The organism is Streptomyces sp. NRRL S-37, assembly GCF_000721605.1.
Classification (GTDB): domain Bacteria; phylum Actinomycetota; class Actinomycetes; order Streptomycetales; family Streptomycetaceae; genus Streptomyces.
In genome coordinates this window covers 138,987-163,700 of the sequence record NZ_JOIZ01000008.1, presented here as the reverse complement: position 1 = coordinate 163,700, position 24,714 = coordinate 138,987, and the positions used below count along the sequence as shown (strand labels likewise).

The window sequence follows — 24,714 nt, the reverse complement described above, 5'->3', positions numbered from 1 at the left end:
ACAGCTCCGCCACCGCCCTGGAGATGCCCCGTGAAGTTCGGTATCGCACTGCCCACCGTCGGTCCGCCGGGCCGCCGCCGCTACCTCCTCGACGTGGCGACGGCCGCCGACCGGATGGGGTTCGACTCCGTCTGGGTCAGTAGTCACGTCGCCCTGCCGCGGACCCGTCGGAGCACCTGCCTCTACCCGCGCGCCAAGACCGCCAACGCCTACAACTGGGGTGTGGCCTGGCTCGAGCCCGTCGCCGTGATGGGCGTGGTCGCCGGCGTCACCGAACGCGTGCGCATCGGCACTCACGTCATGGCGCTGCCCTACCGCAACCCCGTCATCCTCGCCTCCGAACTGGCCTCGCTCGACCAGCTCTCCCTGGGCCGCACCGTGCTCGGCGCCGGGATCGGCTGGATGGACGAGGAGTTCAGGACCGTCGGGGTCCCGCGCAGCCAGCGGGGCGCCCGCACCGACGAGGCCATCGAGGTGATGCGTACCCTGTGGTCGGCCCGTCACCCCACCTCCTTCCACGGCCGGTTCACCAACTTCGAGGACATGTGGCTCGCCTCCCGGCCGCACAGCAGGACCGGGCCGCCCGTGTACGTGGGTGGCAACACCGAGGCGGCCCTGCGCCGCGTGGCCAGGCTCGGCGACGGCTGGCTCGCGCACGAGCTGTACCCGGACGAGATCACGGCCGCCCGCGCCACGCTCGACCGGCTCGCCACCGAAGCGGGACGCGATCCCGCAGACGTCGAGACAACCGTGCGCCGCGCCCTGGTGCCGCCCTTCGAGGTCATGGACTTCATGTCCGACCGGGTCAGCATCACCGGCACCGCGGAACAGGTCGTGGAGGAGATCGACGCCTACCGCCGCGCCGGGGTGCAGCTGATGGTCCTGGACCTGTCCATGCGGCCCGCAGAGATCGTCGAAACCATGGAGTGGCTGGTCAAGGACGTCCTCGTCCGGCTGTGACCGGATCACGCCGCTTCGCGTCCACCCCACCGACCCTGGAGAGCAGATGACCATGCCGGACAACACCGTCGCCAGCCGCGAGGCGCGCAAGGAGAAGATCAAGGAGATCGTCTGCAGGATCCTGGAGATCGATCCCGCGGAACTCACCGGCACCAGCCTGTTCAAGGAGGAGCACGACGCCGACTCGCTGCGGGCGATCGAGATCCTGGCCGCCCTGGAACGCGAGTTCGGTATCACCATCGAGCAGGACGAACTCAGCCGCATGGTCAACCTCGACGGCGTGGAGTCGGTGGTGGACCAGGCACTGCCGGCGCGGTGACCCCCGTGACGACGAACAGGCTGCCCGAGGGCGGGCTGGGGTCGCGGCGGGTGGTGGTCACCGGGCTGGGCACGGTGACCAGCATCGGCATCGGCGTCGGGGAGTTCCTGGCCGGGCTGCGCGAGGGGCGCAACGGCGCGCGGCCCATCACCGCCTTCGACACCGAGGGGTTCGCCCACGCCAACGGCTGCGAGGTCGTGGGCTTCGACCCCGATGAGTGGATCACCCACACGTCCGCCGAGAACCTGGGCCGCGCCGCCCAGTTCTCCACGGCGGCGGCGGTCATGGCGGCCCGTGACTCGGGGATGGACCTTGCCGAACTGCGCTCCCGCCGGTCCCTGGTGTGCATCGGCACCACCGACGGCGAGTCGGCCGACCTGGACCGGCTGGTGGCCGCCGAGCTCGCCGACGGGCCCGAGCACCTCGACGCGACCGTCGCCCGCCGCACCTCCGCCGGCCGGCTCTCCTCCGCGGTGGTCGCCGAACTGGGCCTGACCGACGTCGAGGCCACCACCCTCGCCACCGCCTGCGCGGCCGGCAACTACGCCATCGGCTACGGGCTCGACGCGCTGCGCGGCGGCGACGTCGACGTCGCCCTGGTCGGCGGAGCGGACGCGATGTGCCGCAAGACCTTCACCGGCTTCTACCGGCTCGGCACCATCGCCCCCGAGGCCTGCCAGCCGTTCGACCGGGGCCGCAAGGGCATCCTGACCGGCGAGGGAGCGGGCGTCCTCCTGCTGGAGACGCTGGAGTCCGCGCTCGCCCGCGGCGCCCGGATCTACTGCGAGGTGCTCGGCTACGGCCTCAACTGCGACGCCCACCACCCGGTCGCCCCCGACCGCGACAGCATCGCCCGGTGCATCGAACTCGCCCACGCCAACGCCCGCGTCAAGCCCGGGGAGATCGACTTCATCTCGGCGCACGGCACCGGCACCAGGGCCAACGACGTCACCGAGGCCGCCGCGATCCGTCGGGTGTTCGGCGAGCGGCCGCCGAGCACCATCTCCATCAAGGCGATGATCGGGCACACCATGGGCGCGGCCAGTTCCCTGGCCTCCGCCGCCTGCGCCCTGGCCATCGCCGAAGGCTTCATCCCACCCACCATCAACCACGTCGAAACCGACCCCGAGTGCGGGCTCGACTGCGTCCCCAACGTGCCGCGCGAGGCGGACCTGCGCGTCGTGCAGAACAACGCCCTCGCGTTCGGCGGCAACAACGCCGTGCTGATCCTCGGCAAGTACACCGAGGCGGAGCCGACGCTCGCGGGGGAGGCCCGATGAGCGCGCTGATCACCGGCATGGGCGCGAACAGCAGCGTCGGCGCGGACCGGGAGGCCACCTTCGACGCACTGTGCGCCGGCCGCACCGGGCTGGCGCCGCTGCGCGGCTTCGACCCGGCCGGGTTCCGGGCCCGTAACGCCTACGAGATCGACGACCGGCCCGCACCCGGCGCGGACCGCCCGCTGCGGCCCACCGGATGGCTCCTGGACGCCGTGGCCGAGGCGCTGGCCGACGCCGGGATGAGCGAGGACCTGACGGGCGTGCCGGTGGTGATCGGCACCACCCTGCGGGAGCTGCGCTCCGTCGAGCTGAACTGGTGCGACGGCACCCCCTTCGACCCGGCCGACCTCCATTTCGGCACCGCCCTGCGGCGCCGCTTCCACGCCGACCGCACCTACACCGTCGCCAACGCCTGTGCCGCCTCCCTGTACGCGCTCGGCATGGCCGTCGACCTGATGGACCTCGGCGAGGCGGACACGGTGGTGGTGGCCGGCGCGGACACCATCACCGAGAGCACCTACGGCATGCTCGACCGTGTCTACCACCGGGCGCCCGACGCGGTGCGCCCCTTCGACCGCGGCCGGCTGGGCATGCTCCAGGGGGACGGCGCCGCCGCGGTGGTGCTGCGCCGCACCGCGCCGCCCGGAGCCCGGATCCACGCCCGGGTCAGGGGGGTCGGCGTCAACTGCGACGCCCACCACCCCTCCGCCCCCGACGCGCAGAGCATCGGCCGGGTCATGCGCGACGCCCACGCCAGGGCCGGGGTGAAGCCCGCCGACATCGACCTCGTCATGCTGCACGGAACGGGAACCCCGCACAACGACGTCGCCGAGGCACAGGCGCTCGTCGAGGTCTACGCCGGCGTGGAGACCACTCCGCGGATGACCGCGATCAAGTCGATGATCGGGCACACCGCCGGTGCCTCGGGGCTGCACAGCCTGATCACCGCGGTGCAGTCCCTCGCATCCGGCAGGGTGCCGCCCACCCTCGGCCTCACCGATCCGATCGAGGAGATGGCCGGCTTCCGGCTGGGGTCTGAACCGGTGGCCGACCCCGAACTCGCCCTGGCCCAGATCGACTCCTTCGGCTTCGGCGGCCTCAACGCCGTGGCCGTCGTGGAGAAGGTGGCGTAGATGCGGGCAGCGGAATCGACGGTGCGCACCGACGTGCTGATCAGCGGGCTGGGAACCGCGCTCGCGGGAGTGCCGGGACCGGACGCCCTGCTGGACCCGCCGGGCGACGGGCCCGCCACCGATCCGGTGGACGCGCTGCGGGGGCCCGGCCTGCGGTACAAGGACAGGGCCACCAAACTGGCCCTGTGTGCCGCGCGGGACGCCCTCGCCGACGCCGGGCTGCTCGGCCCCGACGGGGACCTCACCGTGGACGGGGACGACTTCGGCGTGGTGGTCAGCAGCAACTGGGGCAACGTCGACACCGTCTGCGACGCCTCGGCCACCATCAGGCGCGGCACGTACAAGGCGACCAGTCCCATGCTGCTGCCCAACACAGCCAGCAACGTGACCGCCTCCTGGGTCGCCATCACCCACGGCCTGCGCGGCGCCAACGTCACCCTGTGCAACGGCCCCACCTCCGGGCTCGACGCCGTGCACTGGGCCCACACCCTCGTCGCGGTCCGGCGGCTGCGGCGGGTCCTGGTCATCGGCGTCGAGCCGGCCAACGAGCCGGTGCGGCACCTGGTCGGCGACGCCGGGCCGGTGTTCGACGGCGCGGTCGCCTTCGTCGCCGAGGCCGCCGACGCGGTCCGGACCCGCGGTGGCACCCCGCTCGCCCGCATCGGCCGCTACGCACGCGCGGGCGACCTGCCCCGCGCCCTCGCCGGCGCACGTGACGGCGAGAGCGCACCGCCCGACGCGTGGTGGCTGCCCGAGCGCCCCCTGTCCCCCGCGGTCCCGGACACGACGCGCCCGGCCGGTGTTCCCGCCCACGACCTGAGCGCACGGTACGGCCGCTGCTCGGGCGCGCTCGGGGTCCTGCAGTGCGTAGCTGCCACCGCCGCACTCGCGCGTGCCTCGGGCAGTTCGATGCTCGCCGCCGCGGGACAGGGGCTCCGCGACGGCGGCCCCGGCGAGGACGACGCCGCTGCCGCGCTCGTCCTGCACCGGGTGCCGGGGCCGTCCGGGGGAGCCGCGTCATGAGCGCACTGCGGGTGACCCTGCTGCACGGCCTCGCGGGCAGCACACGTCTGTGGGACCGCTGCCGCGCCGAGGCGCCCGAGGGCGTCCGGATGACCGCGGCCGACGTCGACTGGCCGTTCGACGGCACGGCATGCCCCGGCCTCCCCGGCGACCCCGCCCGGCTCGTCGGTCACGTGGTGCGCGACACCCGTGCCCAGGTCGTGGTGGCGCACTCGTTCGCCGCCAATGCCTTGCTCGAACACCTCGCCTCCCCGGACGCGTCGCCGCTGCGCGCCGCGGTGCTCGTCTCCCCCTTCTACCGGCCGCACCCGCGGGACTTCGACTGGGAGACGATCTCCTACTACTTCAACCGGTTCCACCTGATCCTCGAAGAGGGACTGCGCGTGTCCGCGGGCGGTCGGCTCGACCCCGGGGTCCGGCACGCCATGGCGCTGCGCGTGCGGGAGACCATCGGCCCGTACGGCTGGATGGACTTCTTCGGGGCCTACCTGCGCACCCCCGCGCTGCCGCTGCACCGCGTACGGCTGCCCGTCCTGGTCGTCACCGGCCGGGACGACCGCGCCGCCCCCGAGTCCGACGCGCGGAACCTGGCCCGCGTCCTGCCCGCGGCCCGGCTCGAGGTGCTCCCGTCGTGCGGGCACTTCCCGATGGCCGAGCGGACCCGGTCCTTCACCCGGCTGCTCGGTGACTTCCTCACCGCACTGCCCGCCCCGCCCGACCGCTCCGCCGGCGCCCCGCCGGCCGACGCCCCGCTGGAGATGACGTGACCAAGGCACCCGTGTCCACCGCCCGTCCGCTGCCGGCGTCCGTGGACGCCCTGGAGCGCCCCACGACCGTGCGCCTGCGGCCACGCTACGAGGGCTCCAACATCTGTACCTGGATCGGTTTCAAGCACGTCAACTACCTCGTCGAGGAGGCCGTCCTCGAGCACCTGCGGCGCAGCGGCTGGGCCGCCGGGATGCTGTACGAGGACTTCGGGCTGTGCGTCGACATCGTGAGCATCGAGGCCGCGATCCTCTCCGCCACGCACATCGACGACGTCGTCGGCGCGCGGGTCGTCGCCGAGGGCCGGCCCGTCGACGGGGAGATCGCCCTGACGGTCGGACTCGACGTCGAGGGACCCTCGACGCCGCTCAAGACGGTGTCCGCCAAGGTCCGGGTGGCGCTGCGGCACGACCCGCGGGGAGGCGGTGCCGCACCGGTGCCCCAGGTGCTGGAGCCGTTCACCGTCAAGGAGATCGACCGTGCCTCACTCGCCCGTGTACCGGTCGCCTCCGCCCCGCCGGCCACCGTCGAGGACGGTGACGCGCTGCTCGCCGCGCTGACCCGGGACGCCAACGCCTACGGCTGGAAGTGGCGCGTCCCGTACTTCTACTGCCACTTCACCGAGCGTCTGCAGATGTCCGGCTACCTGCGCCTGATGGAGGAGGCCGTCGACCTCTTCCTGGCCGATCGCGGCATCTCCATCAAGAGGCTGCTGGACGAGCGGAACTGGATCCCGGTGGTGCCGAAGAATTCGGTCGCCATGCTTGCCGAGGCCCGCATGGAGGAGGACATCTACACCGTCCTCACCGTCGAGGACGTGTTCAAACGGCTCATCTACACCGCCCGGATGGACTGCTACGTCCTGCGTGACGGCATCCCCGTGCACACCGCGACCGGACGCATCACCCACGGCTACGCGGTCATCGAGAACCGGAGGGACTGGAGTCTGGTGGAGTTCGACGACCACATGATCCAGCGGCTCAACGGGCAGCACGGCTGATGGACCCCGTTCTGGTCACCGGAGTCGGTGCCGTGACGTGCCACGGCACCGGAGTGCCCGCGCTGCGGGACGCCATGACCCGGGCCGGGGCCAGGCAGCCCGACAAGGTGCCCGACCCGTGGGCGCGCATGGAGCTGCCCCTGATGTACCTGGTGCCGGAGCCCGCCCTCGGCGAGGACGCGGGCGACGGCCCCGGACGCGCCGCCTCCTTCGCCGTCCGCGCGGCACGCGAGGCCCTCGCCGGCGCGGGCCTGGACCCCGGGGAACTGCGTCCGGGGCGGACCGCGGTGGTGCTCGGGACCTGCATGGGCGCCCTCGGTGACCGGGAACGGGACCACGAACCGGCCGCGGCGGGCCCCTCGGACGCCCCGGTCGCGGCGCACGGCTGGCGGCCCGACTTCGACGTGTCCTCGCGGCTCGCCGCCGAACTCGGCGTCACCGGACCCGCGAGCAGCGCCAGCAACGCCTGCGCCGCCAGTGGCTTCGCGCTCGCCACCGCCGCGGACATGATTCGCTGTGGCGAGGCCGACGTCGTCGTCGCCGGAGGCGCCGACGCCTACTCCCGCATCGCGCTCGCCAACTTCAACCGTCTCGGCGCTGTCGATGCCGAGGGCTGCCGGCCGTTCGCCGCCGACCGGGCGGGCACCGTCTTCGGCGAGGGCGCGGGCATCGTGGTGCTCGAGTCGGCGGCGCACGCACGGGCCCGCGGCGCCCGGCCGCTCGCCGAGGTCGGCGAGTCCGGCTGGAGCTGCGACGCCGGCCACCCCACCGCGCCGGAGGAGAGCGGCGAGCAGATCGTCCGCGCGCTGGGCGACGCCCTGGACCGCACCGCCGTCGCGCCCGGCGAGGTCGGCTGCGTGATCCCGCACGGCACCGGCACCCGGCTGAACGACCGGGTGGAGAGCGCCGCCCTGCGCGAGGTGTTCACGCGAGCGCCGGCCCTGCCCCCGCTGTACAGCCTCAAGGCGCTCGTCGGACACACCGGCGGGGCCGCCGCCGGTCTCGCCACCGTCGCCGCCACCCTGATCGTCGGACGCGGCAGCGTCCCGCCCAACGTGCCCGTCGGCGCGCCGGACCCCCACTGCGACGTGCCGCTGCCCGCCGTCGAGACCCCGCTCACCGGCACGGCCGTGCTGGTCAACGCATACGCCTTCGGCGGCAACAACATCTCCCTGGTGGTAAGGGAGGCGGCGACGTGCTGACACCGCACCGTCACGGCCGCGACGTCGTGGTCACCGGCGTGGCCGCCGTCGTCCCGGACCGCGACGCGCCGCCCGGCGCCTGGTTCGACGCCGACGCCGAACTCGGCCCGCGCGGCCACAAGTACCTCCCGCAGGGGGCCCGGTACCTGCTCGCCGCGGGCCGGCGCGCCCTGCGCTCCGCCACGACGCCCGAGGGGGTGCCCCCGGAGCGCCGCGGACTCGTCGTCGGCACCAACCACGGACTGGCGCCGCTGTTCCGGGACATGGACCGCACGGTCGTCGACACCGGGGCCGAGCGGCTGCGTCCCGCGCTCGCCCCCTACTTCGCCGTCAACGTGCTCGCCGGACGGCTCGCCGCCGAACAGTCCTTCAAGGGTTTCAGCTGCACCCTCACCACCTCCGGTGTCGCCGGCGTCGAGGCGCTGCAGACGGCCGTCCGGGCACTGCGCCTCGGCCGTGCCGACCTGGTGGTCGTCGCCGCCGTCGAGGACCGGGCCGTTCCGGCGGCGGGACCACCCCCCGAGGAGGGCGCCGTGGCGCTGATCCTGGAGCCGCGGGACGCGGCGGAGCGCCGGGGCGCTCCGGTGCGCGGCACGCTGCGTGCCGCCAGCACCTTCGTGCCGCCGGGCGCCGACGCCCCCGGCGGAGCGCTCGGTCCCGCCGTCGACGGCCTGCTGAGCGCGGTGCGGTCCGGGCCGTCCGCGCCGGTCCACGCGGTGCTCGACGCCTCACCCCGGGGCCGGGCCGTCGCCGCGCTGCTGGGCGCTCCCGCCCGGCGGTCCGCCGCGCGGGCCGGGTGCCTCGCACCGCTGTTGGGCGCGGTGGAGCCGTTCACCGCCGGCGGCGGGCGGCGGGTCGTCGTCACCGCGTCGGCCCCCGGACACCTCGCCGCCGTACACGTCCTCGCCGCCGGACTCCGGCCCATCCCGTCAGGAGGCTCAGATGCGGAACCGATTGCGTGACCGCTGGTGCCTGGTGCTCGGAGCGTCGAGCGGCATGGGCCGGGCAACCGCCCTCGCCCTCGCCGAGCAGGGCGCCCACATCGCCGGAGTGCACTTCGACCGTGCCGAAGGCGCCCAGGCTGCCAGGGAACTGGAGTGCACCCTGCGTGCCCGGGGCGTGCGGGCACACCTGTTCAACGTCAACGCGGCGTCCGACCGCGGCCGGGCCCGCCTGGTGCCCGCCCTCGCCGAACTCACCGGCGGCGAGGCGCTGCGCACCGTCATGCACTCCCTGGCCTTCGGCAGCCTGGTGCCGTTCCTGCCCACCGACGACACCAAGCAGGCACTCACCCGCGCCCAGCTGGAGATGACGCTCGACGTGATGGCCCACAGCCTCGTCTACTGGACGCAGGACCTGCTGGCCGCGGGGCTCGTCGCCGAGGGCACCCGGATCCTCGCGATGACCAGCGCCGGCACCAGCCAGGTCCTGCCGAGCTACGGCGCGGTCTCCGCGGCCAAGGCCGCCCTGGAGTCCCACGTCCGCCAGCTCGCCTGCGAACTCGCCCCGCACGGCGTCGCGGTCAACGCCCTGCGCGCGGGTGTGACCATCACCCCCTCGCTGCTGCGCATCCCCGGGCACGAGGAGTTCGTCGGCGAGTCGGCGGCGGGCAACCCGCACGGCCGGCTCACCACACCCGAGGACGTCGCGGAGGCGGTCGTCCTGCTGTCGAACGCCCCGTCGTCATGGCTGACGGGCAACACCATCGGCGTGGACGGCGCGGAACTCGCCGCCGCCGGCGCCACCTGGAGCCGACGGGAGACGACCCGATGACCACCACCGCGCCGGAAACCGGCACCCGGGCCACCGCGCCCGGCGCCACCACCGTGATCTCCGAATGGTCGGTCCTCTCCCCGTACGGGATCGGCGCCGAACCGTTCGCCGAGGGCGTCTCGGCCCGCCGCCCCGTCGTGCCGCGGCTCAACCGGGACGTGTGGCAGGGGCCGGACGACGCCTGCCTGGTGCCCGGCTTCGACATCGTCGGGCTGCTCGGCAGCCGGGGCACCCGCACCATGGACCGGCTCACCGGCCTCACCGTCGCCACCCTCGGCACCCTCCTGGAACCCGACGGCAGCCGCCGCCGGCTCGACGAGCCGGAACACGTCGGCCTCGTCCTCGGCACCGGATCCGGCAGCGTGCAGAGCACGATGGACTTCACCCGCGACGCGCTGACCGGCGCCAAGCCCTTCTACGTCGATCCGGCCCTGTTCCCCAACACCGTGATGAACCGCGCCGCCGGGCAGAGCGCCATCTGGTACGGCCTGAAGGGCCCCAACGCCACCCTGGCGGGCGGCCCGCTCACCGGCCTCCAGGCCCTGCGCTACGCCACCCGGCTGCGCGAACGCGGCTACAGCAGGACGGTGCTGTGCGGCGCCGTCGAGGAGTACTCCGAGCAGCGCGCCTGGCTGGCCTGGCACACGCGCGGTGAGGAGCGCCGCCGGACGCCGCTCGCCGAGGCGTGCGCCATGTTCCTGCTGGAGGACGCCGACACCGCCCGGGACGCCGGCCGCACCCCGCGCGCCGACATCCTCGCCGTCCGCTTCGCCGCCGGCCCGCAGGGGACCCGGCCGGCCCTGGAGCGGTGCGTGCGCGGCGCCCTCGAAGCGGCCGGCACGGCACCCCACGAGGTCGCCTTCGCCGCGCCCTCGGGCCGCACCACGCCGCCCCCGGGCGCCTGCCCCATGGGCTTCGGACAGCAGGCCCGGGCCGACGACGTCGAGACGGTGGAGACCACCGTGCTCGGCGACGTGCTCGACGGCACGGACGCCGAGTTCGTCGGGGTGCGCGAATTGCTCGGCGACGCGTCCGCGGCCTCGGCGGGGGTCCAGCTCGCCGCGGTGCTCGCCGCCGCGGCCCACCGCCCCCGGCCCGGCGCCGCCGCCGTGGTGACCTCCGTCGATGACGACGGACTCGTCGCCTGCCTCGTCCTGCGGCTGCGGTGACCGGCAGCCCCCGTCCTGTACGCCACCCGAACCGGTAGGGAAAGGAACGCCATGGCAGAAGAGACCCGTACCGCCCTGGACAAGGAGCGGCTGCGCGGCCTGCTCGCCGAGATCCTGGACGTGGACGTCTCGCAGATCTCCGACCGGGCGCGCTTCGTCGACGACCTCGGGGTGGACTCGCTGATGGCCCTGGAGATCACCGTACGGCTGGAAGCGGAGTTCCCCGTCAAACTGGCCGAGGAGGAGCTGACGCGGCTCGCCACCCTCGACGACACCTACGCGCTGCTCGACGCCAAGCTGCGGGCCGCCTCATGACCGCGCCGCCCGTCTCCGTGCCCGGCTCACTGCTGGGCATGGACCCCCGGTCGGTCACCCGCGACGGGGCCACGGTGACCGCACACGCCACCGTCGACCCCGGACACGAGGTGTTCCCCGGACACTATCCGGGCTTCCCCGTACTGCCCGGCGTCTGCCTCATCGAGTACGCGGACCGCAGCATCCTCCTGGACCAGCGCCGGTTCGGCCGCGACCTGGAGCTGACCGGCGTGGAGCGCTGCCGCTTCCGGGACCCGGTGTTCCCCGGTGACGAGCTGACCCTGCGCGTCGAGTACTCCGGCGAGGGCGACGGGGAGCTGCGCAGCGACGTGGTGGTCAGCACCGGCCGCGGGCGCGCCGCCGAACTGCGGCTCGTGCACCGTGCGGCGGGAACCGGAGCGGCCGGATGAGCGACTGGGCCGCCGACGCCGACGCCGTCACCCGGATCATCCCGCACCGCCATCCCGTCCTGCTGGTCGACCGCGTCACGGAGATCGACCCGGGGCGCACCCTGACCGCGCTCAAGGCGGTCACCGTGGGCGAACCCTGCTACCGCAGGGTCCCCGCCCACGGCGGCCCCGCCCGCTTCCGCTACCCGCGTCCGCTGCTCGTGGAGTCCTGGGCCCAGGCGGCGGTGCTCCTCGCCGTCTGGGACACCCCCAACCCCGACGTGACCACCGGAAAGGTCGAACTCGCCGGCGCCATCGACCGGATCGCCTTCCGGCGCCAGGTGTTCCCCGGCGACCTGCTGGAGCACCGGGTGCGGGTGGTCCGGGCGGTCGGGGACACCACGATCCTCGCCGGTGAGACCCGGTGCGACGGAGACCTCGTGGCCGAGATCGGCCACTTCATCGTCGCGCTGCGCCCCCTGGCCTCCGTCTTACCACCGCTCGCCTCCGGCCGCACCGGCCACTGAGACCCGTCGACCCCGTGATTTTCCGAGGAGATCCCGCCATGTCAGCACCGGACCGTCTCGTCGCCCTGGTCAGCGGCGGATCACGGGGCATAGGCCGCGCCGTCGTGCAGCGGCTCGCCGAGACAGGCCACGACGTGGCGTTCTGCTACCGCGGCCGGAACGACGCCGCGGAGGAGACCGCGGAGGCGGCCGGCAAGACCGGGGCCCGCGTGCTGCCCGTCCGGGCGGACGTCACCGACCCCGAAGCCGTCCGTGCCCTCGTCGCCGCCACCGAGAAGGAACTCGGCCCGATCACCACCGTCGTCGGCTGTGCCGGCATCATCCGCGACAAGCCCCTGCTGACGATGGGCGAGGACGACTGGCGGGAGGTCGTCGACACCAACCTCAACGGAACCTACAACGTCTGCCGCGCCGTCGCCTTCCCGCTGATGAAGCGCCGGGCGGGCAGCATCGTCACCCTGTCGTCCGTCAGCGGTCTGCACGGCAACGTGGGGCAGGCCAACTACGCCGCCACCAAGGCGGGGATCATCGGCTTCACCAAGTCCCTCGCCAAGGAACTCGGGCGGCACGGCATCCGCGCCAACGTGGTGGCCCCCGGCTTCATCTCCACCGACATGACCGCCGCGCTGTCCGAGAGCACCGCCGAGAGCATGCGCGCACGCATCGCGCTCGGCCGCTTCGGCGGCCCCGAGGAGGTGGCCGACCTGGTGGCCTTCCTGGTGTCCGAGCGGGCCGCTTACATCACCGGTCAGGTGTTCGCCGTCGACGGCGGCATCTCCCTGTGAACCGGGCGGCCCAGGCCGCCCCTCCCGGCGCCGCGTCCCGGCCCCGGTACCCGACCCCCGATCCCGCACAGCCCCGGAAGGCGAGGGCGATGACCACGAGGAAGATCTTCTACTTTTCCCTGCGCAGCCCCTATTCCTGGCTGGCCCACCGGGAGCTGACGCGGCGTCACCCCGAGATCGCGGCCGCTCTGGAGTGGGTGCCCTACTGGGAACCCGACGCGCGCAGCGAACGGCTCCTGGCCGAGACCGGCGACGTCTTCGTGTACACGGCCATGTCACGCCCCAAGCACTTCTACATCCTCGCCGACGTGCGCAGGCTCGCCACCGCCCGCGGGCTGGAGATCACCTGGCCGGTGGACCGCGACCCGGTGTGGGAGGTCCCCCACCTCGCCTACCTCGCCGCCCGGGCGCACGGTCGCGGCGCCGAGTTCGCGGACCGCGTCTACCGCGCCCGCTGGCTGGAGGGCAGGGACATCTGCGACCCCGACACCATGGCCGCCGTCGGCAAGGAGATGGGCCTCGACCCCGGCGAACTCGCGGGTGCCGCCGACGACCCCGCACTGCGCGAGGAGGGCGCCGGGGCCCTGCGCCGCGCCGTCCACGACGGCGTGTTCGGGGTGCCGTACTTCATCAACGGCCACGACAAGTACTGGGGCCTGGACCGCCTCGACGCCTTCCTCGGCACCCTCGGCGGCCACGGGACGGACGACGGCACGCCGGCGGCCGGGGAGGCGCTTCCCGAACCGGCGCCCGGCGCGCGCGGAGGAGGTGACCTCGATCATGGCGGGGGGTGCGGCTGACACGACGGCGCGTATGCGCACCGCCGGTTCCACGGCCGAGGCCGGAGGATGGGTCTTCGGCTGGCACCGGCGCGGCACTGGCGACGGCGACCCGGTCGTCCTGCTGCACGGGCTGCTCACCGACAGCCGGGTGTGGGAGCCCGTCACGGCGGGGCTGGCCGCCACCCGGACGACCCTCGCCGTCGACGCGCCCGGCCATGGCCTGGCGCCGCCACGCACGTCTCCGTACACCCTGGAGGAGGAGGTCGACAGGCTCGCGGACGCCTACCGCGGCGCCATGGGGGAGCGTCCCGCCGTGTGGGTGGGCCACTCCATGGGCGGGATGAAGTGCTGGCGCATGGCCCTGCGGCACCCCGCGCTCGTTTCCGCCCTCGTCCTGGTGGACACCCGCCCCGACGAGGAACCGGAGAACACCAGACGTCCCTTCGAGGCGATGGTGGAGGCCGTGCTGGCGGACGGCATGAGCCCCGACCTCGCGTCCATGGTCGCCCGCCTCAACTTCCGCCGCGACTTCCTCACCAGCGACACCGCGCGGTTCTGGACCGAGCACTTCACCACCCTCACCGGCGACCGCATCGAGCACGCCTGCCACTCCGTCTACCAGCGCGGCGACATCACCGGCCGGCTGTCCGAGGTGAACGTCCCGGTGCTCGTGGTCCACGGCGCCGACGATGTTCCCATCCGGCTGCCCGTCGTGCGTGAGTACACCGCGCGCATGCCCGGCGCGAGGCTGGTGGTGCTGCCCGCCACCGGTCACACCCCGCCGCTCGAACGTCCCGCCGAATTTCTCGGCGTCATCCGCGAGTTCCTCGGAGATCCGCTCGTTTCCCCCCGTCCCCCGGCCGCCCAGGAGACCCCGTGACCACCCAGCGACCCGAGGTCCGTGAGACCGTCACCACCCCCAGGCCGCGCGACGTCCGGCTGCCGGACGGCGCGGGCACCCTCCTCCTGATCACCCTCGACAACGGACTCCCGCCGCTCGGTCCCGCCATGCGGCCCACCACCTTCGGTCCCGAGGGCCTCGACCTGCTGGACGCCGTGCTCGACGAGGCGGCGGTCCGGGCCCGGAGGGGGGAGATCGCCGGGGTCGCGGTCACCGGCACCGCGTTCATGTTCAGCACCGGCGCGGACCTCGCCCTCGCGGCCGGCGTCACCGACCGCGAGGAGGCGGTGCGTACTCTGCGCCGCGGCCACCAGGTCTTCCGCCGCCTCGGCGACCTGCCGGTGCCGAGCTTCGCGTTCCTCAACGGCGTCACGATCGGGGGCGGCCTCGAACTCGCCCTGCACTGCGGCTACCGCACGCTCTCGCGCGGGGCCCCCGCCGTCGCCCTGCCCGAGTGCTCGCTCGGCCTCGTCCCGGCGTGGGGCGGTGTCTGGCTGGCCCCGCGGCTGCTCGGTCCCGACAGGGCCGTCACCCTGATGCTCGAACACCCGCTCTCCGCCCGCCGCATGCTCTCCGCCACCGAGGCCCACGCCCTCGGCCTGGCCGACGTCCTGCTGGAGCCCTCCAGGTTCCTCGACCGCTCGCTCGCCTGGGCCGCCGACGTCCTGCGCGGGCGGCACACGGTGACCCGGCCCGCGCCCGAAGGCTTCGCCGACCAGTGGGACGACGCGCTGACCCGCGCCGCCGACCTGGTCGAGACCCGCACGCACGGCGTCGTCCCCGCCCCTCGCCGCACCCTGGAACTGCTGGAACTCAGCAGGACGGCCACCCGCGACGAGGTGCTCACCGCCGCCGAACAGACCGCCGCCGACCTGTTCGGCACCACCGAGTTCCGCTCCAGCCTCTACGCCTTCCAGCTCACCCAGAAACACGCCGAGACGCACCCCGGGCGCCCCGACCCCCGCCGGGCCCGGCCGGTGCGGAGCGTGGGAGTGGTCGGTGACGGCGAGCACGGCCTGCGGCTCGCGGCCCTGCTACTGGAGAAGCTGCGCGTACCGGTCGCCGTGTGCGTCCCCGACCCGGCCGCCCGCGATGCCGCGACCGGCGAACTGCGCCGCCTCCTCGACGAAGCCGCGGCCTCCGGCCGCATCCCGGCGGCGGACGCCGAACGGTGCGCCGGGCTCATCGGCGGCGGCACCGCGGTGGACGTCGTCGCGGACGCCGACGCCGTCGTCGCGGCCCTGCCCGGGGGACGGCCCGATGAGGACGACGCCGTGCTGCGGCAGGCCGAGGGCATCGTGTCCGAGGACTGCGTCCTCCTCGTCACCGGAGGCCGCACGGTCGCCGACGTGGCGGCCGGGCTCAAGAACCCCGGCCGGGTGGTGGGTCTCGCCCTGCCCACCGCCGGCTCCGGCGCCGTGGAACTGACCCGCGCGGGGGCCACCGACACCGCGTACGCCACGGCGGGCACACTCGCCGCCCGGCTGGGCCTGCCCTGCCTGCCCGTCGGCGACCACCCGGGGTCCGTGGCGGACCGGCTCCGGACCGCCTTCGCCGACGCGCTGCTCGAGCGCGCCCGGGAGGAGGACCTCGACGCGGTCTGCGCGCCGCTCGCCCTGCCGACACCGCCCAGCGTGCTGTGCCGGCGGCTGCGCCGGGCCGACGTCCTGGCAGGCCCGGCGCAGCCGCCCGCGGACACCGCCCACGACGCGCTCGACCACGCGCTGGCGGCCCTCGCCCGCGACATCGGCGCACTCGTCGCCGACGGCACGCTGGCCGGCCCCGCCGACGCCGACCTGATGCTCCTGGCGAGCGGCGAGTGGCCCTTTCACCTGGGGGGCGTCACCCCGTACCTCGACCGGTCCGGCATCGCCGCACGCGTCACGGGGGGCCTCCTGGGGGAGCGGAGGTGAGCGGCCACCCGGGGCCGGGGCGCGCCCCGTGCGGATGAGGGGTGTGCTGCGGTGGCGCCATCGGGCGCTTGTCCTGTTCGACGCTCTCCGGCGGGCGCTGATCGCATACGGCGGCTTCTGGGTCGCCCCGGGCCATCCCGAGTACGCCACGCTCGTCCTGCGGTCCGGCGATCCGCCGCCGGGCCACCCGGAGCGCCGGGGCGCGGGGATCCCGCTGACCGCTGAGGAGCGCGCGCTCGAACGCCGCGTGTACGCCGCCGGGGGCCGCCGGGCCGGCCCCGGCCCGGCACGTGAGGGCACCGGCGGCAAACGGAGACGGCTCCCGCCCGGCGATGAGTACCGACCGAGAGGAACTCCGTGACCACCACAGACCGGCTGACCCGCGACACACACGCGACCCGGCTGGCACTCGCGGCCCGCGACGGCGACGTGGACGCGGCGGAGCGCTTCGTCCGTTCACTCCACCGCGACGTCTGGCGCTTTGTGGCCCACCTCAGCCGTGACCCGCAGGCCGCCGACGACCTGACCCAGGAGACGTTCCTGCGCGCCCTCGGAGCCCTCCGCCGCTTCCAGGGCCGCTCGTCCGCGCGGACCTGGCTGCTGACCATCGCGCGGCGCGCCGTCGTCGACAGCAGCAGGTACGCGGCGGCCCGGCCGCGTCTGTACGCCGTTCCCGACTGGATATCGATGGCCGAGCGCTCCCAGCCGCGCGGCCTGCCCGGCTTCGACGACGGCGTCGCCTTGGGCCAGCTGCTCGACACCCTGCCCGAGGAACGCCGCGAGGCCTTCGTCCTCACCCAGTTGCTGGGCCTGCGCTACGCGGAGGCCGCACAGGTCAGCGGATGCCCGGTGGGAACCGTGCGGTCCCGGGTGGCGCGGGCCCGGGCAGCCCTCATCGAGAACCTGGGGGGCTGACCGCATGCACCATGCGGCACTGTCCGGTGTCCCCGGCTGGCTGCTCGGGGCCCTGTGCGCGGCCGTCGGCGCCTACTGCCTGCTCCGCGCCCGCACCGGGCCCCGCGCCGAGCGGGCCGAGATGACGGGTGACGCCCTGATGGGTTTCGGCATGGCCGCGATGGCGCCGCCGTCCCTGATGACCGCCCTGCCCGGCTGGAGCGGTACCGTGTTCGGAGCGCACTTCGCCGCCGTCGGCCTGGCCGCGCTGGCGTTCCCGGGTCCGTTGCGCCGGCGTCTGCACCACGTCGTCGGGGCGCTCGCGATGGTCCACATGTCACTCGCCATGTCCACGGGCGGACACCACACGGCCGGTGCCGGAGTGCCCGTGCTCACGGGAGCCCTGCTCGCCTACTTCACGGTCTACGTCCTGCGCACCGGAGCCGCCCTCGTGCCCGCGGGCCCCGCGGACGCCTCCGGGCGGCCCCCGCACCTCGCCCTGCTCCTGGGCCGTGCCTGCCGTGTCGCGATGGCGGTGGCCATGCTCACGATGCTCGCGGCGCTCTGACCGTCCGCAGTGCCGCTGAACACCGCCGTCCGGCCGTGCGTATGACTCGTCAACCGCCCGCGGCGCGGGGAAGGTGCCGCGGGGCCGACGTGGAGGAACAGGCCATGAACGACCGAGTGCCCACCGTGATGCACGCGCTGCCCGATGGCGAGGCCGAGCTCACGCTCGTGGTGCGCCTCCCGTGGGAGGACGTCGCGCGGCTCGGCCAGGAGGCGGGGCGGCTCGCGTCCCAGATGCGGCGGCCGGTCACGCTGGACGAGGCGGTGAGCCACCGGTTGCGTTCCTCGAAGGCCGCCGCGCACGCGAGGCCGGCGGGGGAGACGACGGCCGCGCCGACCGCCGGCGCCGCGGGCGCGTCAGTGGCCTCGCTGCCGTCGCGGCCGCCGGCGGAGCAGGCGCGGCAGGCGATCGAGAGGATCAACGGGACGGCCTGAGGGATGCTCGGTGTGCGCCGCGGGGGCGGGGCCGGGTGCGGAGTGCCGGTCCGCCGCGGCTGATCGCGCCCGCGCGGCGGAGCCGCACACGGACTCGGCCCCGCGCCCCTCTCAGGGGCGCGGGGCCGGCCCTCCTCACAAGGCGGAGCTAATTTTCGTCGCCGCCTTGCGGGCCGCCACCAGGACCGGGTCCCAGACCGGGGAGAACGGGGGCGCGTAGCCCAGGTCCAGGGCCGTCATCCGGTCGACCGTCATGCCGGCGGTCAGGGCCACCGCCGCGATGTCGACGCGTTTGCCCGCGCCCTCGCGGCCGACGATCTGGACACCGAGGAGCCGGCCCGTGCGGAGTTCGGCGAGCATCTTCACCGTCATGGGGGAGGCGTTCGGGTAGTAGCCCGCGCGGCTGGTCGACTCGATGGTGACCGCCTCGAAGCGCAGGCCCACGCGGTGGGCGTCCTTCTCCCGCAGCCCGGTGCGCGCGATCTCCAGGTCGCACACCTTGCTGACCGCCGTGCCGACCACGCCGGGGAAGGTGGCGTAGCCGCCACCCACGTTCGCGCCGATGACCTGGCCGTGCTTGTTGGCGTGCGTGCCCAGCGGGATGTACCGCTGCTGTCCGGAGACCAGGTCGAGGACCTCCACGCAGTCACCGCCGGCCCAGACGTTCTCGTGTCCGCGCACCCGCATCGACCGGTCGGTGAGCAGCCCGCCGTGTTCCCCCAGGGGGAGTCCGGCCGCCCGCGCGAGGGCCGTCTCGGGGCGTACCCCGATGCCGAGCACGACGACGTCCGCCGGGTACTCGGCGTCCTCGGTGGCGACCGCGCGCACCCGGCCGTCGTCCCCGGTGAGCAGCTTGGTGACCTCGACGTCGTTCACCATGGTGATGCCCATGCCCTCCATGGCCTCGCGCACCAGGCGCCCCATGTCGGGGTCGAGGGTCGCCATGGGCTCCTCGCCGCGGTTGACGACCGTCACCTCGTAGCCGCGTCTGATCATCGCCTCGGCCATCTCCACGCCGATGTACCCCGCCCCGACGACCACCGCGCGGCGCCCGTGTGTGCGGGACAGGGTGTCCAGGAGGGCCTGTCCGTCGTCCAGGGTCTGCACGCCGTGCACCCCGGGGGCGTCCATGCCGGGCAGCTCCGGGCGGACCGGCCGCGCACCGGTCGCGATCACCAGTTTGTCGTACGACGTCCAGGACTCGGCGCCGGAATCGAGGTCCCGCGCGCGGACCCGCCCCCGGTCGAGGTCGATCTCCGTGACCTCGGTGCGCAGCCGCAGATCGATGTCCCGCGCGCGGTGCTCCTCGGCGGTGCGCGCGATCAGCCGGTCCCGGTCGGGGACGTCACCGCTCACCCAGTAGGGGATGCCGCACGCCGAGAAGGAGGTGAAGTGGCCGCGTTCGAACGCCACGATCTCCAGCTCGTCCGGACCCCTCAGCCGGCGGGCCTGTGACGCCGCGGACATCCCCGCGGCGTCACCGCCGATCACCACCAGGCGTTCCCTCGTACCGCGCGCATCGCTCATGGTCATGGGAACACGCTACGGGGGCAGGGGATTTCAGGACCGCCGGGGGTTTCTCAGCCCTGCCCGTTCCCGTCCGTTCCCTGAGCCGTCGGCCGGTGCGCCGGCAGCGGGCCCGGGGCGCTCGGCACGGGCGCCGGCTCCGGCCGCCGCGGCAGCCGGGGGCGTACGGCCTTCCGCCACAGCAGGACCAGCAGCGCCGCCACCGCCGCGAACGGCAGCACCGCGCCGACCGCCACCGCCAGCCAGCGCAGCATCGTCACGAACGCGCCCCAGCCGCCCGCGAGGGCGTCCAGGAAACCGGGGTCCTCCTCGTCCTCGGCGGCCTCCTTCACCGGTGTCTCCGACAGGGTGAGGGTGATGGTGGCCAGGCTCGTGCGGTCCTTCAGGGACGCCTGCTGGGCGAGCAGGGACTCCAGATCGGCCTGGCGGCTGCTGAGCTCGCCCTCCAGGGTGACCACGTCACTGAGCCTGGTGGCCCGGTCCATCAGCTCGCGGATGCGGGCCACGCTGGCGCGCTGGGAGGTGATGCGGCTCTCCACGTCGACGACCTGGTCGGTGACGTCCTGCGCCTTGGCGTTGCGTTCGAGGAGCTTGCCCGTGCCCTCCAGGCCGGCGAGGACCTCGTCGTACTTCCCGACGGGCACGCGCAGCACCACGCGCGTGTGCTCGTGGCCCGCCGCGTCCCTGTCGGTGGTCTCGTCGCCGATGTAGCCGCCGGCGGTCTCGGTCGTCGTGCGGGCCTCGTCCAGCGCCTTCGGTACGTCCTCGACCCGTACGGTCAGGGAGGCGGTGCGGATGATGTGGTCCGCGGTGACCTTCGGCGCCGCGGTCGCCTTCGTGCCGCTCGCCGTGCCGCCGCCGGCCCCCTGCTTCGCGTCCTCCTGTGCGGCCTGCCCCTCCGCCGGCGCGGCGGCGGCCTTGTCGGCGGCCCCGGACCCGCCGGAGTCGTCCGCGCCGCCGCTGCACCCGCTGACGGCGAGGGCCGCCGCCAGCAGGATCCCGGCCAGGGCGTGGGCGGGACGTACGGATCGTCGTATACGCATGTGGGGCTCCCCCGGGTGTCGTGAGGACTGACGCTCCTGCGACGCGGCAGGGGTGCGGAACGTTGGCGCCGGACGGTCCCGATGCGGTCACGGTAGGGACTCGGCAGGGCCACATGGCCCTGGCGGGGGCGCCGGCGGTGTCTGAGAGGGTGGAGCCATGAGCGGATCACATACGGGCTCCGGGCGGCACATCGTCGTCGTCGGAGCCGGAATCGCCGGGCTGGCCGCCGCCCACCGGCTGCGGGAGCACGGGGCGCGGGTCACCGTGCTGGAGGCCTCGGACCGGGTCGGCGGCAAACTGCTGCCGGGAGAGATCGCGGGCGTGCGCGTCGACCTCGGCGCCGAGTCGCTGCTGGCCCGCCGCCCCGAGGCGGTGGGTCTCGCCCGCGCGGTGGGCCTCGCCGGCCGGCTCCAGCCGCCGGCCACCGCCACCGCCTCGCTGTGGACCCGGGGCGCCCTGCGCCCCATGCCCAAGGGCCACGTCATGGGCGTGCCCGGCACCGCCGAGGCCCTCGCCGGCGTCCTCTCCGACGAGGGGCTGGCCCGGATCGGGCGCGACGCCGACCTGCCCCGCACCGAGGTCGGCGACGACGTGGCCGTCGGCGAATACGTGGCGGCGCGCGTCGGCCGCGAGGTCGTCGACCGCCTGGTGGAGCCCCTGCTCGGCGGGGTGTACGCGGGCGACGCGTACCGCATCTCGATGCGCTCGGCGGTCCCGCAGCTCTTCGAGGCCGCCCGCACCCACACCTCCCTCACCGAAGCGGTCCGCGGGATCCAGGCGAAGTCCGCCGCCTCGGCGCCGGCCGGCCCCGTCTTCATGGGCATCGCGGGCGGCGTGGGCACCCTCCCGCTCGCGGTCGCCGGCGCACTGCGGGCGGACGGCGTCGAGATCCTCACCGGCACACCGGTCACCGAGCTGCGCCGCGAACCGGAGGACGGCTGGCGGGTCGTCGCCGGCGACCGGACCCTGCGCGCCGACGGGGTCGTCGTCGCCGTCCCCGCCCCGGCCGCCGCCGCCCTGCTGCGCGCCGAGGCGCCCGGCGCCGCCGCCGAGCTCGCCGGCGTCGAGTACGCCTCCATGGCGCTGATCACCCTCGCCTACCGCCGCGCGGAGACCGCCCTGCCCGAGGGCAGCGGATTCCTGGTCCCGCCCGTCGACGGCCGCACCGTCAAGGCGTCCACCTTCGCCTCCGCCAAATGGGGCTGGATCGCCGAGGAGAACCCGGACCTGGTCGTCCTGCGCGCCTCCGTGGGCCGCCACGGCGAGACGGAGATCCTCGACCGCGACGACGCCGGCCTCGTGGAGGTCTCCCGGCACGACCTGAAGGCCGCCGTCGGCCTGGACGCCGCCCCGGTCGCCACCCGCGTCACCCGCTGGCAGGACGGCCTGCCCCAGTACCCCGTCGGCCACCACGCGCGCGTGGCCCGCGTCCGCGAACACCTCGCCGGCCTCGCCGGGCTCGCCGTGTGCGGCGCGGCCTACGACGGCGTCGGCGTCCCCGCGTGCATCGCGAGCGCGTACGCCGCCGCCGACCAGATCCACGGTGACCTGCACGCTGTGCAGGAACTCACCGCCCACCCGGTGCAGAGCCTCCACGGCGGAGCGGGAGAATGAGGGACATGAGTGACGACGCCACCATCCCCGCCCCCGACCGGATCCCGAACAAGGGCAAGCTGGCCAAGGACCTCAACGAGGTCATCCGCTACACCCTCTGGTCCGTCTTCAAGCTGAAGGACGTCCTGCCGGAGGACCGCGCCGGGTACGCCGACGAGGTCCAGGAACTGTTCGACCAGCTCGCCGCCAAGGACGTCACGGTCCGCGGCACCTACGACGTGTCGGGCCTGCGCGCGGACGCCGACCTCATGATCTGGTGGCACGCCGAGACCGCCGACCAGCTCCAGGAGGCGTACAACCTCTTCCGCCGCACGAAGCTGGGCCGCGCGCTGGAGCCGGTCTGGTCGAACATGGCGCTGCACCGCCCCGCCGAGTTCAACCGGTCGCACATCCCGGCGTTCCTCGCCGACGAGACGCCCCGCGACTACGTGAGCGTCTACCCCTTCGTGCGCTCCTACGACTGGTACCTGCTGGACGACGAGGACCGCCGCCGCATGCTCGCCGACCACGGCAAGATGGCCCGCGGCTACCCCGACGTGCGCGCCAACACGGTCGCCTCGTTCTCCCTCGGCGACTACGAGTGGATCCTCGCCTTCGAGGCCGACGAACTGCACCGCATCGTCGACCTCATGCGCCACCTGCGCGGCTCGGAGGCCCGCAGGCACGTCCGCGAGGAGGTCCCGTTCTTCACGGGCCGCCGCAAGGACGTCGCGGAACTGGTCGCGGGCCTGGCCTGATCAGACGGCGGGCCGGTCCTTCCCGGCCCGCTCGCTCACCGGCGCCGGCGCCGGCCCGGGTTCGGGGTGCGGTGCGCAGGAGGCGCGCCGCCCCGGGACCCGGCCGTCCAGCAGATACGCCTCCAGGTGGCCGTGCACGCAGGCGTTGGCCCCGCCCGCGAGGCCGTGGCTGCCGGCGTCCCGCTCGGTCACCAGCGCCGACCCCGCCAGCCGCCGGTGCAGTTCCAGGGCCCCGTCGTACGGGGTGGCCGCGTCCCGCTCCGCCGCCAGCACCAGCGTCGGCGGCAGCGCACCGCTGCCCGCGCGCACGTCCAGCGGCCGCTGCCGGGGCGCCCGCCAGTAGGCGCACGGCAGGTTGGTCCACACATTGCCCCAGGTCTCGAAGGGCGCCCGGCGGGCGAGCCGGGTGTTGTCCCGGTCCCACACCGCCCAGTCCGTGGGCCAGGGCGCGTCGTTGCACTCCACGGCGAGGTACACCGCCCGCGCGTTCTCCGCCTCCGCCGCCGCCTCCGGATACTCCTGGGCCTGCTCCACCAGCGGCGCCGGATCGCCCCTCAGGTACGCCGACAGCGCGTGCGCGCGGTGCGGCCAGTGGTCGTCGTAGTAGCCGGCCTGCAGGAACGCCGCCTGCAACTGCCCGGGCCCGACCTTCCCGCCCGCCGGCTCCTCCGCCAGCCGCGCGCGGGCCCTGTCGTAACCGTCCTGCACCTCGCGCGCCGTGTCCCCCAGCCCGTACACGGCGTCGTGCCGGGCGGCCCAGGCCTTGAAGTCCGCCCAGCGGTCCTCGAACGCCGCCGACTGGTCGAGGTTGTTGCGGTACCAGATCCGCTCCGGGTCCGGGTTCACCGCCGAGTCGAACACCATCCGCCGTACGTGCGAGGGGAACAGGGTGGCGTACAGCGCCCCGAGGTACGTGCCGTACGACGATCCCAGGAACGTCAGCCGGTTCTCGCCGAGCGCGGCGCGCAGGACGTCCAGGTCACGGGCGTTGTTGAGCGAGTTGTAGTACCGCAGGGAGTCGCCGTTCCGCTCGGCGCACCCCCGCGCGTACGCCTTGGCCCGCGCGACGCGCTTGCGCTTGTACGCCGCCGTGGGGTGGACGGGCGCCTTCGAGGGGCCCTCGAAGAACGTCCCCGGGTCCGTGCAGGACAGCGGGGCCGAACGGCCCACCCCGCGCGGGGCGTAGCCGACGAGGTCGTACGCCGCCGCGAGGCGCTTCCACTCGGGCAGCGCGCCCATCATCGGGAAGTACATGCCGGTGGCGCCCGGCCCGCCCGGGTTGTGGACCAGGGAGCCCTGCCGGCGCACCTTCCGCTTGCTGTTGCCGGGGTCCTTCCCGGTGGCCCGGGCGCGGCTGACGGTGAGTTCGATCTGCTTCCCGTCGGGGCGGGCGTAGTCGAGCGGGACGCGGACCGTGCCGCACCGGACGGTGCCGGGGAGCTCCTGCCCGGCGGGGCACGGGCCGAAGTCGATGCCCTCGGCCGCGGCCCGCGCGGCGGCCGTCGCGGTGCCGCGCGACTCGGCGCTGAGGGGTTCCGCGCCGGCCGGGGCGGCGGCCAGGGTGGTGAGCAGCAAGGACCCGGCGGCCACATGGACGGCGACGGCGGTTCTCATCGACGAACGATCCCTTCGAGGCACGACAACGACAAAAGGGATGTTT

The 24,714-nt window shown here is 74.5% G+C and carries 27 protein-coding genes; 24 read left to right on the top strand and 3 right to left on the bottom strand.

Features of this window, described 5'->3' with window-relative positions:
- Window positions 1-30 precede the first annotated feature (30 nt).
- The 22 genes from IH50_RS0115255 (at window position 31) to IH50_RS0115150 (ending at window position 18,132) form a co-directional block, all read left to right on the top strand.
- Window positions 31-960 (top strand): TIGR03619 family F420-dependent LLM class oxidoreductase, encoded by a 930-nt coding sequence (locus IH50_RS0115255; protein WP_051767316.1) that lies wholly within the window; start codon window positions 31-33, stop codon window positions 958-960.
- A gap of 46 nt (window positions 961-1,006) precedes the next feature.
- Window positions 1,007-1,279 (top strand): acyl carrier protein, encoded by a 273-nt coding sequence (locus tag IH50_RS0115250; protein WP_234328163.1) that lies wholly within the window; start codon window positions 1,007-1,009, stop codon window positions 1,277-1,279.
- Window positions 1,280-1,284: 5 nt separating this feature from the next.
- Window positions 1,285-2,559: a beta-ketoacyl-[acyl-carrier-protein] synthase family protein gene (locus IH50_RS0115245; protein WP_234328162.1), complete on the top strand. Its 1,275-nt coding sequence runs from the start codon at window positions 1,285-1,287 to the stop codon at window positions 2,557-2,559.
- Entirely contained in the window at window positions 2,556-3,692 is a 1,137-nt protein-coding gene (locus IH50_RS0115240) for a beta-ketoacyl-[acyl-carrier-protein] synthase family protein (RefSeq protein WP_030861510.1), read from the top strand. The genes IH50_RS0115245 and IH50_RS0115240 overlap by 4 nt, the downstream gene beginning before the upstream one ends.
- The gene (locus IH50_RS0115235) at window positions 3,693-4,715 is read left to right on the top strand and encodes a beta-ketoacyl synthase N-terminal-like domain-containing protein (RefSeq protein ID WP_051767315.1); all 1,023 of its coding nucleotides are present in this window, start codon (window positions 3,693-3,695) and stop codon (window positions 4,713-4,715) included.
- On the top strand, window positions 4,712-5,482 hold the full coding sequence (locus IH50_RS38745; RefSeq protein ID WP_051767314.1) for an alpha/beta fold hydrolase: 771 nt from the start codon (window positions 4,712-4,714) through the stop codon (window positions 5,480-5,482). Before IH50_RS0115235 ends, IH50_RS38745 begins: the two co-directional genes overlap by 4 nt.
- Window positions 5,479-6,480 carry a thioesterase family protein gene (locus IH50_RS0115225; RefSeq protein WP_234328161.1) on the top strand — a complete coding sequence of 334 codons (1,002 nt, stop codon included), beginning with the start codon at window positions 5,479-5,481 and terminating at the stop codon, window positions 6,478-6,480. The genes IH50_RS38745 and IH50_RS0115225 overlap by 4 nt, the downstream gene beginning before the upstream one ends.
- The gene (locus IH50_RS0115220; protein ID WP_030861502.1) at window positions 6,480-7,682 is read left to right on the top strand and encodes a beta-ketoacyl synthase N-terminal-like domain-containing protein; all 1,203 of its coding nucleotides are present in this window, start codon (window positions 6,480-6,482) and stop codon (window positions 7,680-7,682) included. Before IH50_RS0115225 ends, IH50_RS0115220 begins: the two co-directional genes overlap by 1 nt.
- Window positions 7,676-8,644 carry a beta-ketoacyl synthase N-terminal-like domain-containing protein gene (locus IH50_RS0115215; protein ID WP_051767313.1) on the top strand — a complete coding sequence of 323 codons (969 nt, stop codon included), beginning with the start codon at window positions 7,676-7,678 and terminating at the stop codon, window positions 8,642-8,644. The genes IH50_RS0115220 and IH50_RS0115215 overlap by 7 nt, the downstream gene beginning before the upstream one ends.
- Window positions 8,625-9,455, top strand: a complete 831-nt coding sequence (locus IH50_RS0115210) for an SDR family oxidoreductase (RefSeq protein WP_030861498.1) — start codon at window positions 8,625-8,627, stop codon at window positions 9,453-9,455. Before IH50_RS0115215 ends, IH50_RS0115210 begins: the two co-directional genes overlap by 20 nt.
- Window positions 9,452-10,624 carry a beta-ketoacyl synthase N-terminal-like domain-containing protein gene (locus tag IH50_RS0115205; RefSeq protein ID WP_030861496.1) on the top strand — a complete coding sequence of 391 codons (1,173 nt, stop codon included), beginning with the start codon at window positions 9,452-9,454 and terminating at the stop codon, window positions 10,622-10,624. The genes IH50_RS0115210 and IH50_RS0115205 overlap by 4 nt, the downstream gene beginning before the upstream one ends.
- A gap of 51 nt (window positions 10,625-10,675) precedes the next feature.
- Window positions 10,676-10,939 (top strand): acyl carrier protein, encoded by a 264-nt coding sequence (locus IH50_RS0115200; RefSeq protein ID WP_030861494.1) that lies wholly within the window; start codon window positions 10,676-10,678, stop codon window positions 10,937-10,939.
- Entirely contained in the window at window positions 10,936-11,349 is a 414-nt protein-coding gene (locus IH50_RS0115195) for a 3-hydroxyacyl-ACP dehydratase FabZ family protein (RefSeq protein ID WP_051767312.1), read from the top strand. The genes IH50_RS0115200 and IH50_RS0115195 overlap by 4 nt, the downstream gene beginning before the upstream one ends.
- A complete protein-coding gene (locus IH50_RS0115190) occupies window positions 11,346-11,855 on the top strand; it encodes a 3-hydroxyacyl-ACP dehydratase FabZ family protein (protein ID WP_051767311.1) in 510 nt (169 codons plus the stop codon). The genes IH50_RS0115195 and IH50_RS0115190 overlap by 4 nt, the downstream gene beginning before the upstream one ends.
- A gap of 38 nt (window positions 11,856-11,893) precedes the next feature.
- Window positions 11,894-12,640, top strand: coding sequence for a 3-oxoacyl-[acyl-carrier-protein] reductase (fabG, locus tag IH50_RS0115185; protein ID WP_030861485.1), 747 nt, complete (start codon window positions 11,894-11,896; stop codon window positions 12,638-12,640).
- Between the two features lie 89 nt (window positions 12,641-12,729).
- A complete protein-coding gene (locus IH50_RS0115180; protein ID WP_030861484.1) occupies window positions 12,730-13,440 on the top strand; it encodes a 2-hydroxychromene-2-carboxylate isomerase in 711 nt (236 codons plus the stop codon).
- Window positions 13,441-13,453: 13 nt separating this feature from the next.
- Window positions 13,454-14,302 (top strand): alpha/beta fold hydrolase, encoded by an 849-nt coding sequence (locus IH50_RS0115175; protein WP_158801228.1) that lies wholly within the window; start codon window positions 13,454-13,456, stop codon window positions 14,300-14,302.
- Complete coding sequence (locus tag IH50_RS0115170) at window positions 14,299-16,236, top strand: enoyl-CoA hydratase/isomerase family protein (protein WP_051767310.1); 1,938 nt, start codon at window positions 14,299-14,301, stop codon at window positions 16,234-16,236. Before IH50_RS0115175 ends, IH50_RS0115170 begins: the two co-directional genes overlap by 4 nt.
- Window positions 16,237-16,270: 34 nt before the next feature.
- Window positions 16,271-16,597, top strand: coding sequence for a DUF6059 family protein (locus IH50_RS43535; protein WP_420709059.1), 327 nt, complete (start codon window positions 16,271-16,273; stop codon window positions 16,595-16,597).
- Window positions 16,594-17,151 (top strand): sigma-70 family RNA polymerase sigma factor, encoded by a 558-nt coding sequence (locus tag IH50_RS0115160; RefSeq protein WP_030861475.1) that lies wholly within the window; start codon window positions 16,594-16,596, stop codon window positions 17,149-17,151. The genes IH50_RS43535 and IH50_RS0115160 overlap by 4 nt, the downstream gene beginning before the upstream one ends.
- 4 nt (window positions 17,152-17,155) lie before the next feature.
- Window positions 17,156-17,698 (top strand): DUF5134 domain-containing protein, encoded by a 543-nt coding sequence (locus IH50_RS0115155; protein WP_030861473.1) that lies wholly within the window; start codon window positions 17,156-17,158, stop codon window positions 17,696-17,698.
- Between the two features lie 104 nt (window positions 17,699-17,802).
- The gene (locus tag IH50_RS0115150; protein ID WP_030861471.1) at window positions 17,803-18,132 is read left to right on the top strand and encodes a hypothetical protein; all 330 of its coding nucleotides are present in this window, start codon (window positions 17,803-17,805) and stop codon (window positions 18,130-18,132) included.
- Window positions 18,133-18,267: 135 nt separating this feature from the next.
- Here IH50_RS0115150 and IH50_RS0115145 read toward each other — a convergent pair whose 3' ends face one another.
- Window positions 18,268-19,665 (bottom strand): FAD-dependent oxidoreductase, encoded by a 1,398-nt coding sequence (locus IH50_RS0115145; RefSeq protein WP_030861469.1) that lies wholly within the window; start codon window positions 19,663-19,665, stop codon window positions 18,268-18,270.
- Window positions 19,666-19,712: 47 nt separating this feature from the next.
- Window positions 19,713-20,702: a DUF4349 domain-containing protein gene (locus IH50_RS0115140; RefSeq protein ID WP_030861466.1), complete on the bottom strand. Its 990-nt coding sequence runs from the start codon at window positions 20,700-20,702 to the stop codon at window positions 19,713-19,715.
- Window positions 20,703-20,859: 157 nt separating this feature from the next.
- Here IH50_RS0115140 and hemG point away from each other — a divergent pair, with 157 nt between their 5' ends.
- Together hemG and hemQ are read left to right on the top strand one after the other, a co-directional pair.
- A complete protein-coding gene (hemG, locus tag IH50_RS0115135) occupies window positions 20,860-22,317 on the top strand; it encodes a protoporphyrinogen oxidase (protein ID WP_030861464.1) in 1,458 nt (485 codons plus the stop codon).
- Window positions 22,318-22,322: 5 nt separating this feature from the next.
- Window positions 22,323-23,054: a hydrogen peroxide-dependent heme synthase gene (gene hemQ / locus IH50_RS0115130; protein ID WP_030861462.1), complete on the top strand. Its 732-nt coding sequence runs from the start codon at window positions 22,323-22,325 to the stop codon at window positions 23,052-23,054.
- Here hemQ and IH50_RS0115125 read toward each other — a convergent pair whose 3' ends face one another.
- On the bottom strand, window positions 23,055-24,668 hold the full coding sequence (locus IH50_RS0115125) for an alpha/beta hydrolase (RefSeq protein ID WP_030861460.1): 1,614 nt from the start codon (window positions 24,666-24,668) through the stop codon (window positions 23,055-23,057).
- Between the last annotated feature and the right edge of the window lie 46 nt (window positions 24,669-24,714).

Excerpts from the sequence above, each read along its gene's own strand:
- IH50_RS0115250 (WP_234328163.1), top strand. The coding sequence starts at position 1,007 with ATGACCATGCCGGACAACACCGTCGCCAGCCGCGAGGCGCGCAAGGAG.
- IH50_RS0115240 (WP_030861510.1), top strand. The coding sequence starts at position 2,556 with ATGAGCGCGCTGATCACCGGCATGGGCGCGAACAGCAGCGTCGGCGCG.
- IH50_RS0115235 (WP_051767315.1), top strand. The coding sequence starts at position 3,693 with ATGCGGGCAGCGGAATCGACGGTGCGCACCGACGTGCTGATCAGCGGG.
- IH50_RS38745 (WP_051767314.1), top strand. The coding sequence starts at position 4,712 with ATGAGCGCACTGCGGGTGACCCTGCTGCACGGCCTCGCGGGCAGCACA.
- IH50_RS0115220 (WP_030861502.1), top strand. The coding sequence starts at position 6,480 with ATGGACCCCGTTCTGGTCACCGGAGTCGGTGCCGTGACGTGCCACGGC.
- IH50_RS0115210 (WP_030861498.1), top strand. The coding sequence starts at position 8,625 with ATGCGGAACCGATTGCGTGACCGCTGGTGCCTGGTGCTCGGAGCGTCG.
- IH50_RS0115205 (WP_030861496.1), top strand. The coding sequence starts at position 9,452 with ATGACCACCACCGCGCCGGAAACCGGCACCCGGGCCACCGCGCCCGGC.
- IH50_RS0115200 (WP_030861494.1), top strand. The coding sequence starts at position 10,676 with ATGGCAGAAGAGACCCGTACCGCCCTGGACAAGGAGCGGCTGCGCGGC.
- IH50_RS0115195 (WP_051767312.1), top strand. The coding sequence starts at position 10,936 with ATGACCGCGCCGCCCGTCTCCGTGCCCGGCTCACTGCTGGGCATGGAC.
- IH50_RS0115190 (WP_051767311.1), top strand. The coding sequence starts at position 11,346 with ATGAGCGACTGGGCCGCCGACGCCGACGCCGTCACCCGGATCATCCCG.
- fabG (WP_030861485.1), top strand. The coding sequence starts at position 11,894 with ATGTCAGCACCGGACCGTCTCGTCGCCCTGGTCAGCGGCGGATCACGG.
- IH50_RS0115180 (WP_030861484.1), top strand. The coding sequence starts at position 12,730 with ATGACCACGAGGAAGATCTTCTACTTTTCCCTGCGCAGCCCCTATTCC.
- IH50_RS0115175 (WP_158801228.1), top strand. The coding sequence starts at position 13,454 with ATGCGCACCGCCGGTTCCACGGCCGAGGCCGGAGGATGGGTCTTCGGC.
- IH50_RS43535 (WP_420709059.1), top strand. The coding sequence starts at position 16,271 with ATGAGGGGTGTGCTGCGGTGGCGCCATCGGGCGCTTGTCCTGTTCGAC.
- IH50_RS0115155 (WP_030861473.1), top strand. The coding sequence starts at position 17,156 with ATGCACCATGCGGCACTGTCCGGTGTCCCCGGCTGGCTGCTCGGGGCC.
- IH50_RS0115150 (WP_030861471.1), top strand. The coding sequence starts at position 17,803 with ATGAACGACCGAGTGCCCACCGTGATGCACGCGCTGCCCGATGGCGAG.
- IH50_RS0115145 (WP_030861469.1), bottom strand. The coding sequence starts at position 19,665 with ATGACCATGAGCGATGCGCGCGGTACGAGGGAACGCCTGGTGGTGATC.
- IH50_RS0115140 (WP_030861466.1), bottom strand. The coding sequence starts at position 20,702 with ATGCGTATACGACGATCCGTACGTCCCGCCCACGCCCTGGCCGGGATC.
- hemG (WP_030861464.1), top strand. The coding sequence starts at position 20,860 with ATGAGCGGATCACATACGGGCTCCGGGCGGCACATCGTCGTCGTCGGA.
- hemQ (WP_030861462.1), top strand. The coding sequence starts at position 22,323 with ATGAGTGACGACGCCACCATCCCCGCCCCCGACCGGATCCCGAACAAG.
- IH50_RS0115125 (WP_030861460.1), bottom strand. The coding sequence starts at position 24,668 with ATGAGAACCGCCGTCGCCGTCCATGTGGCCGCCGGGTCCTTGCTGCTC.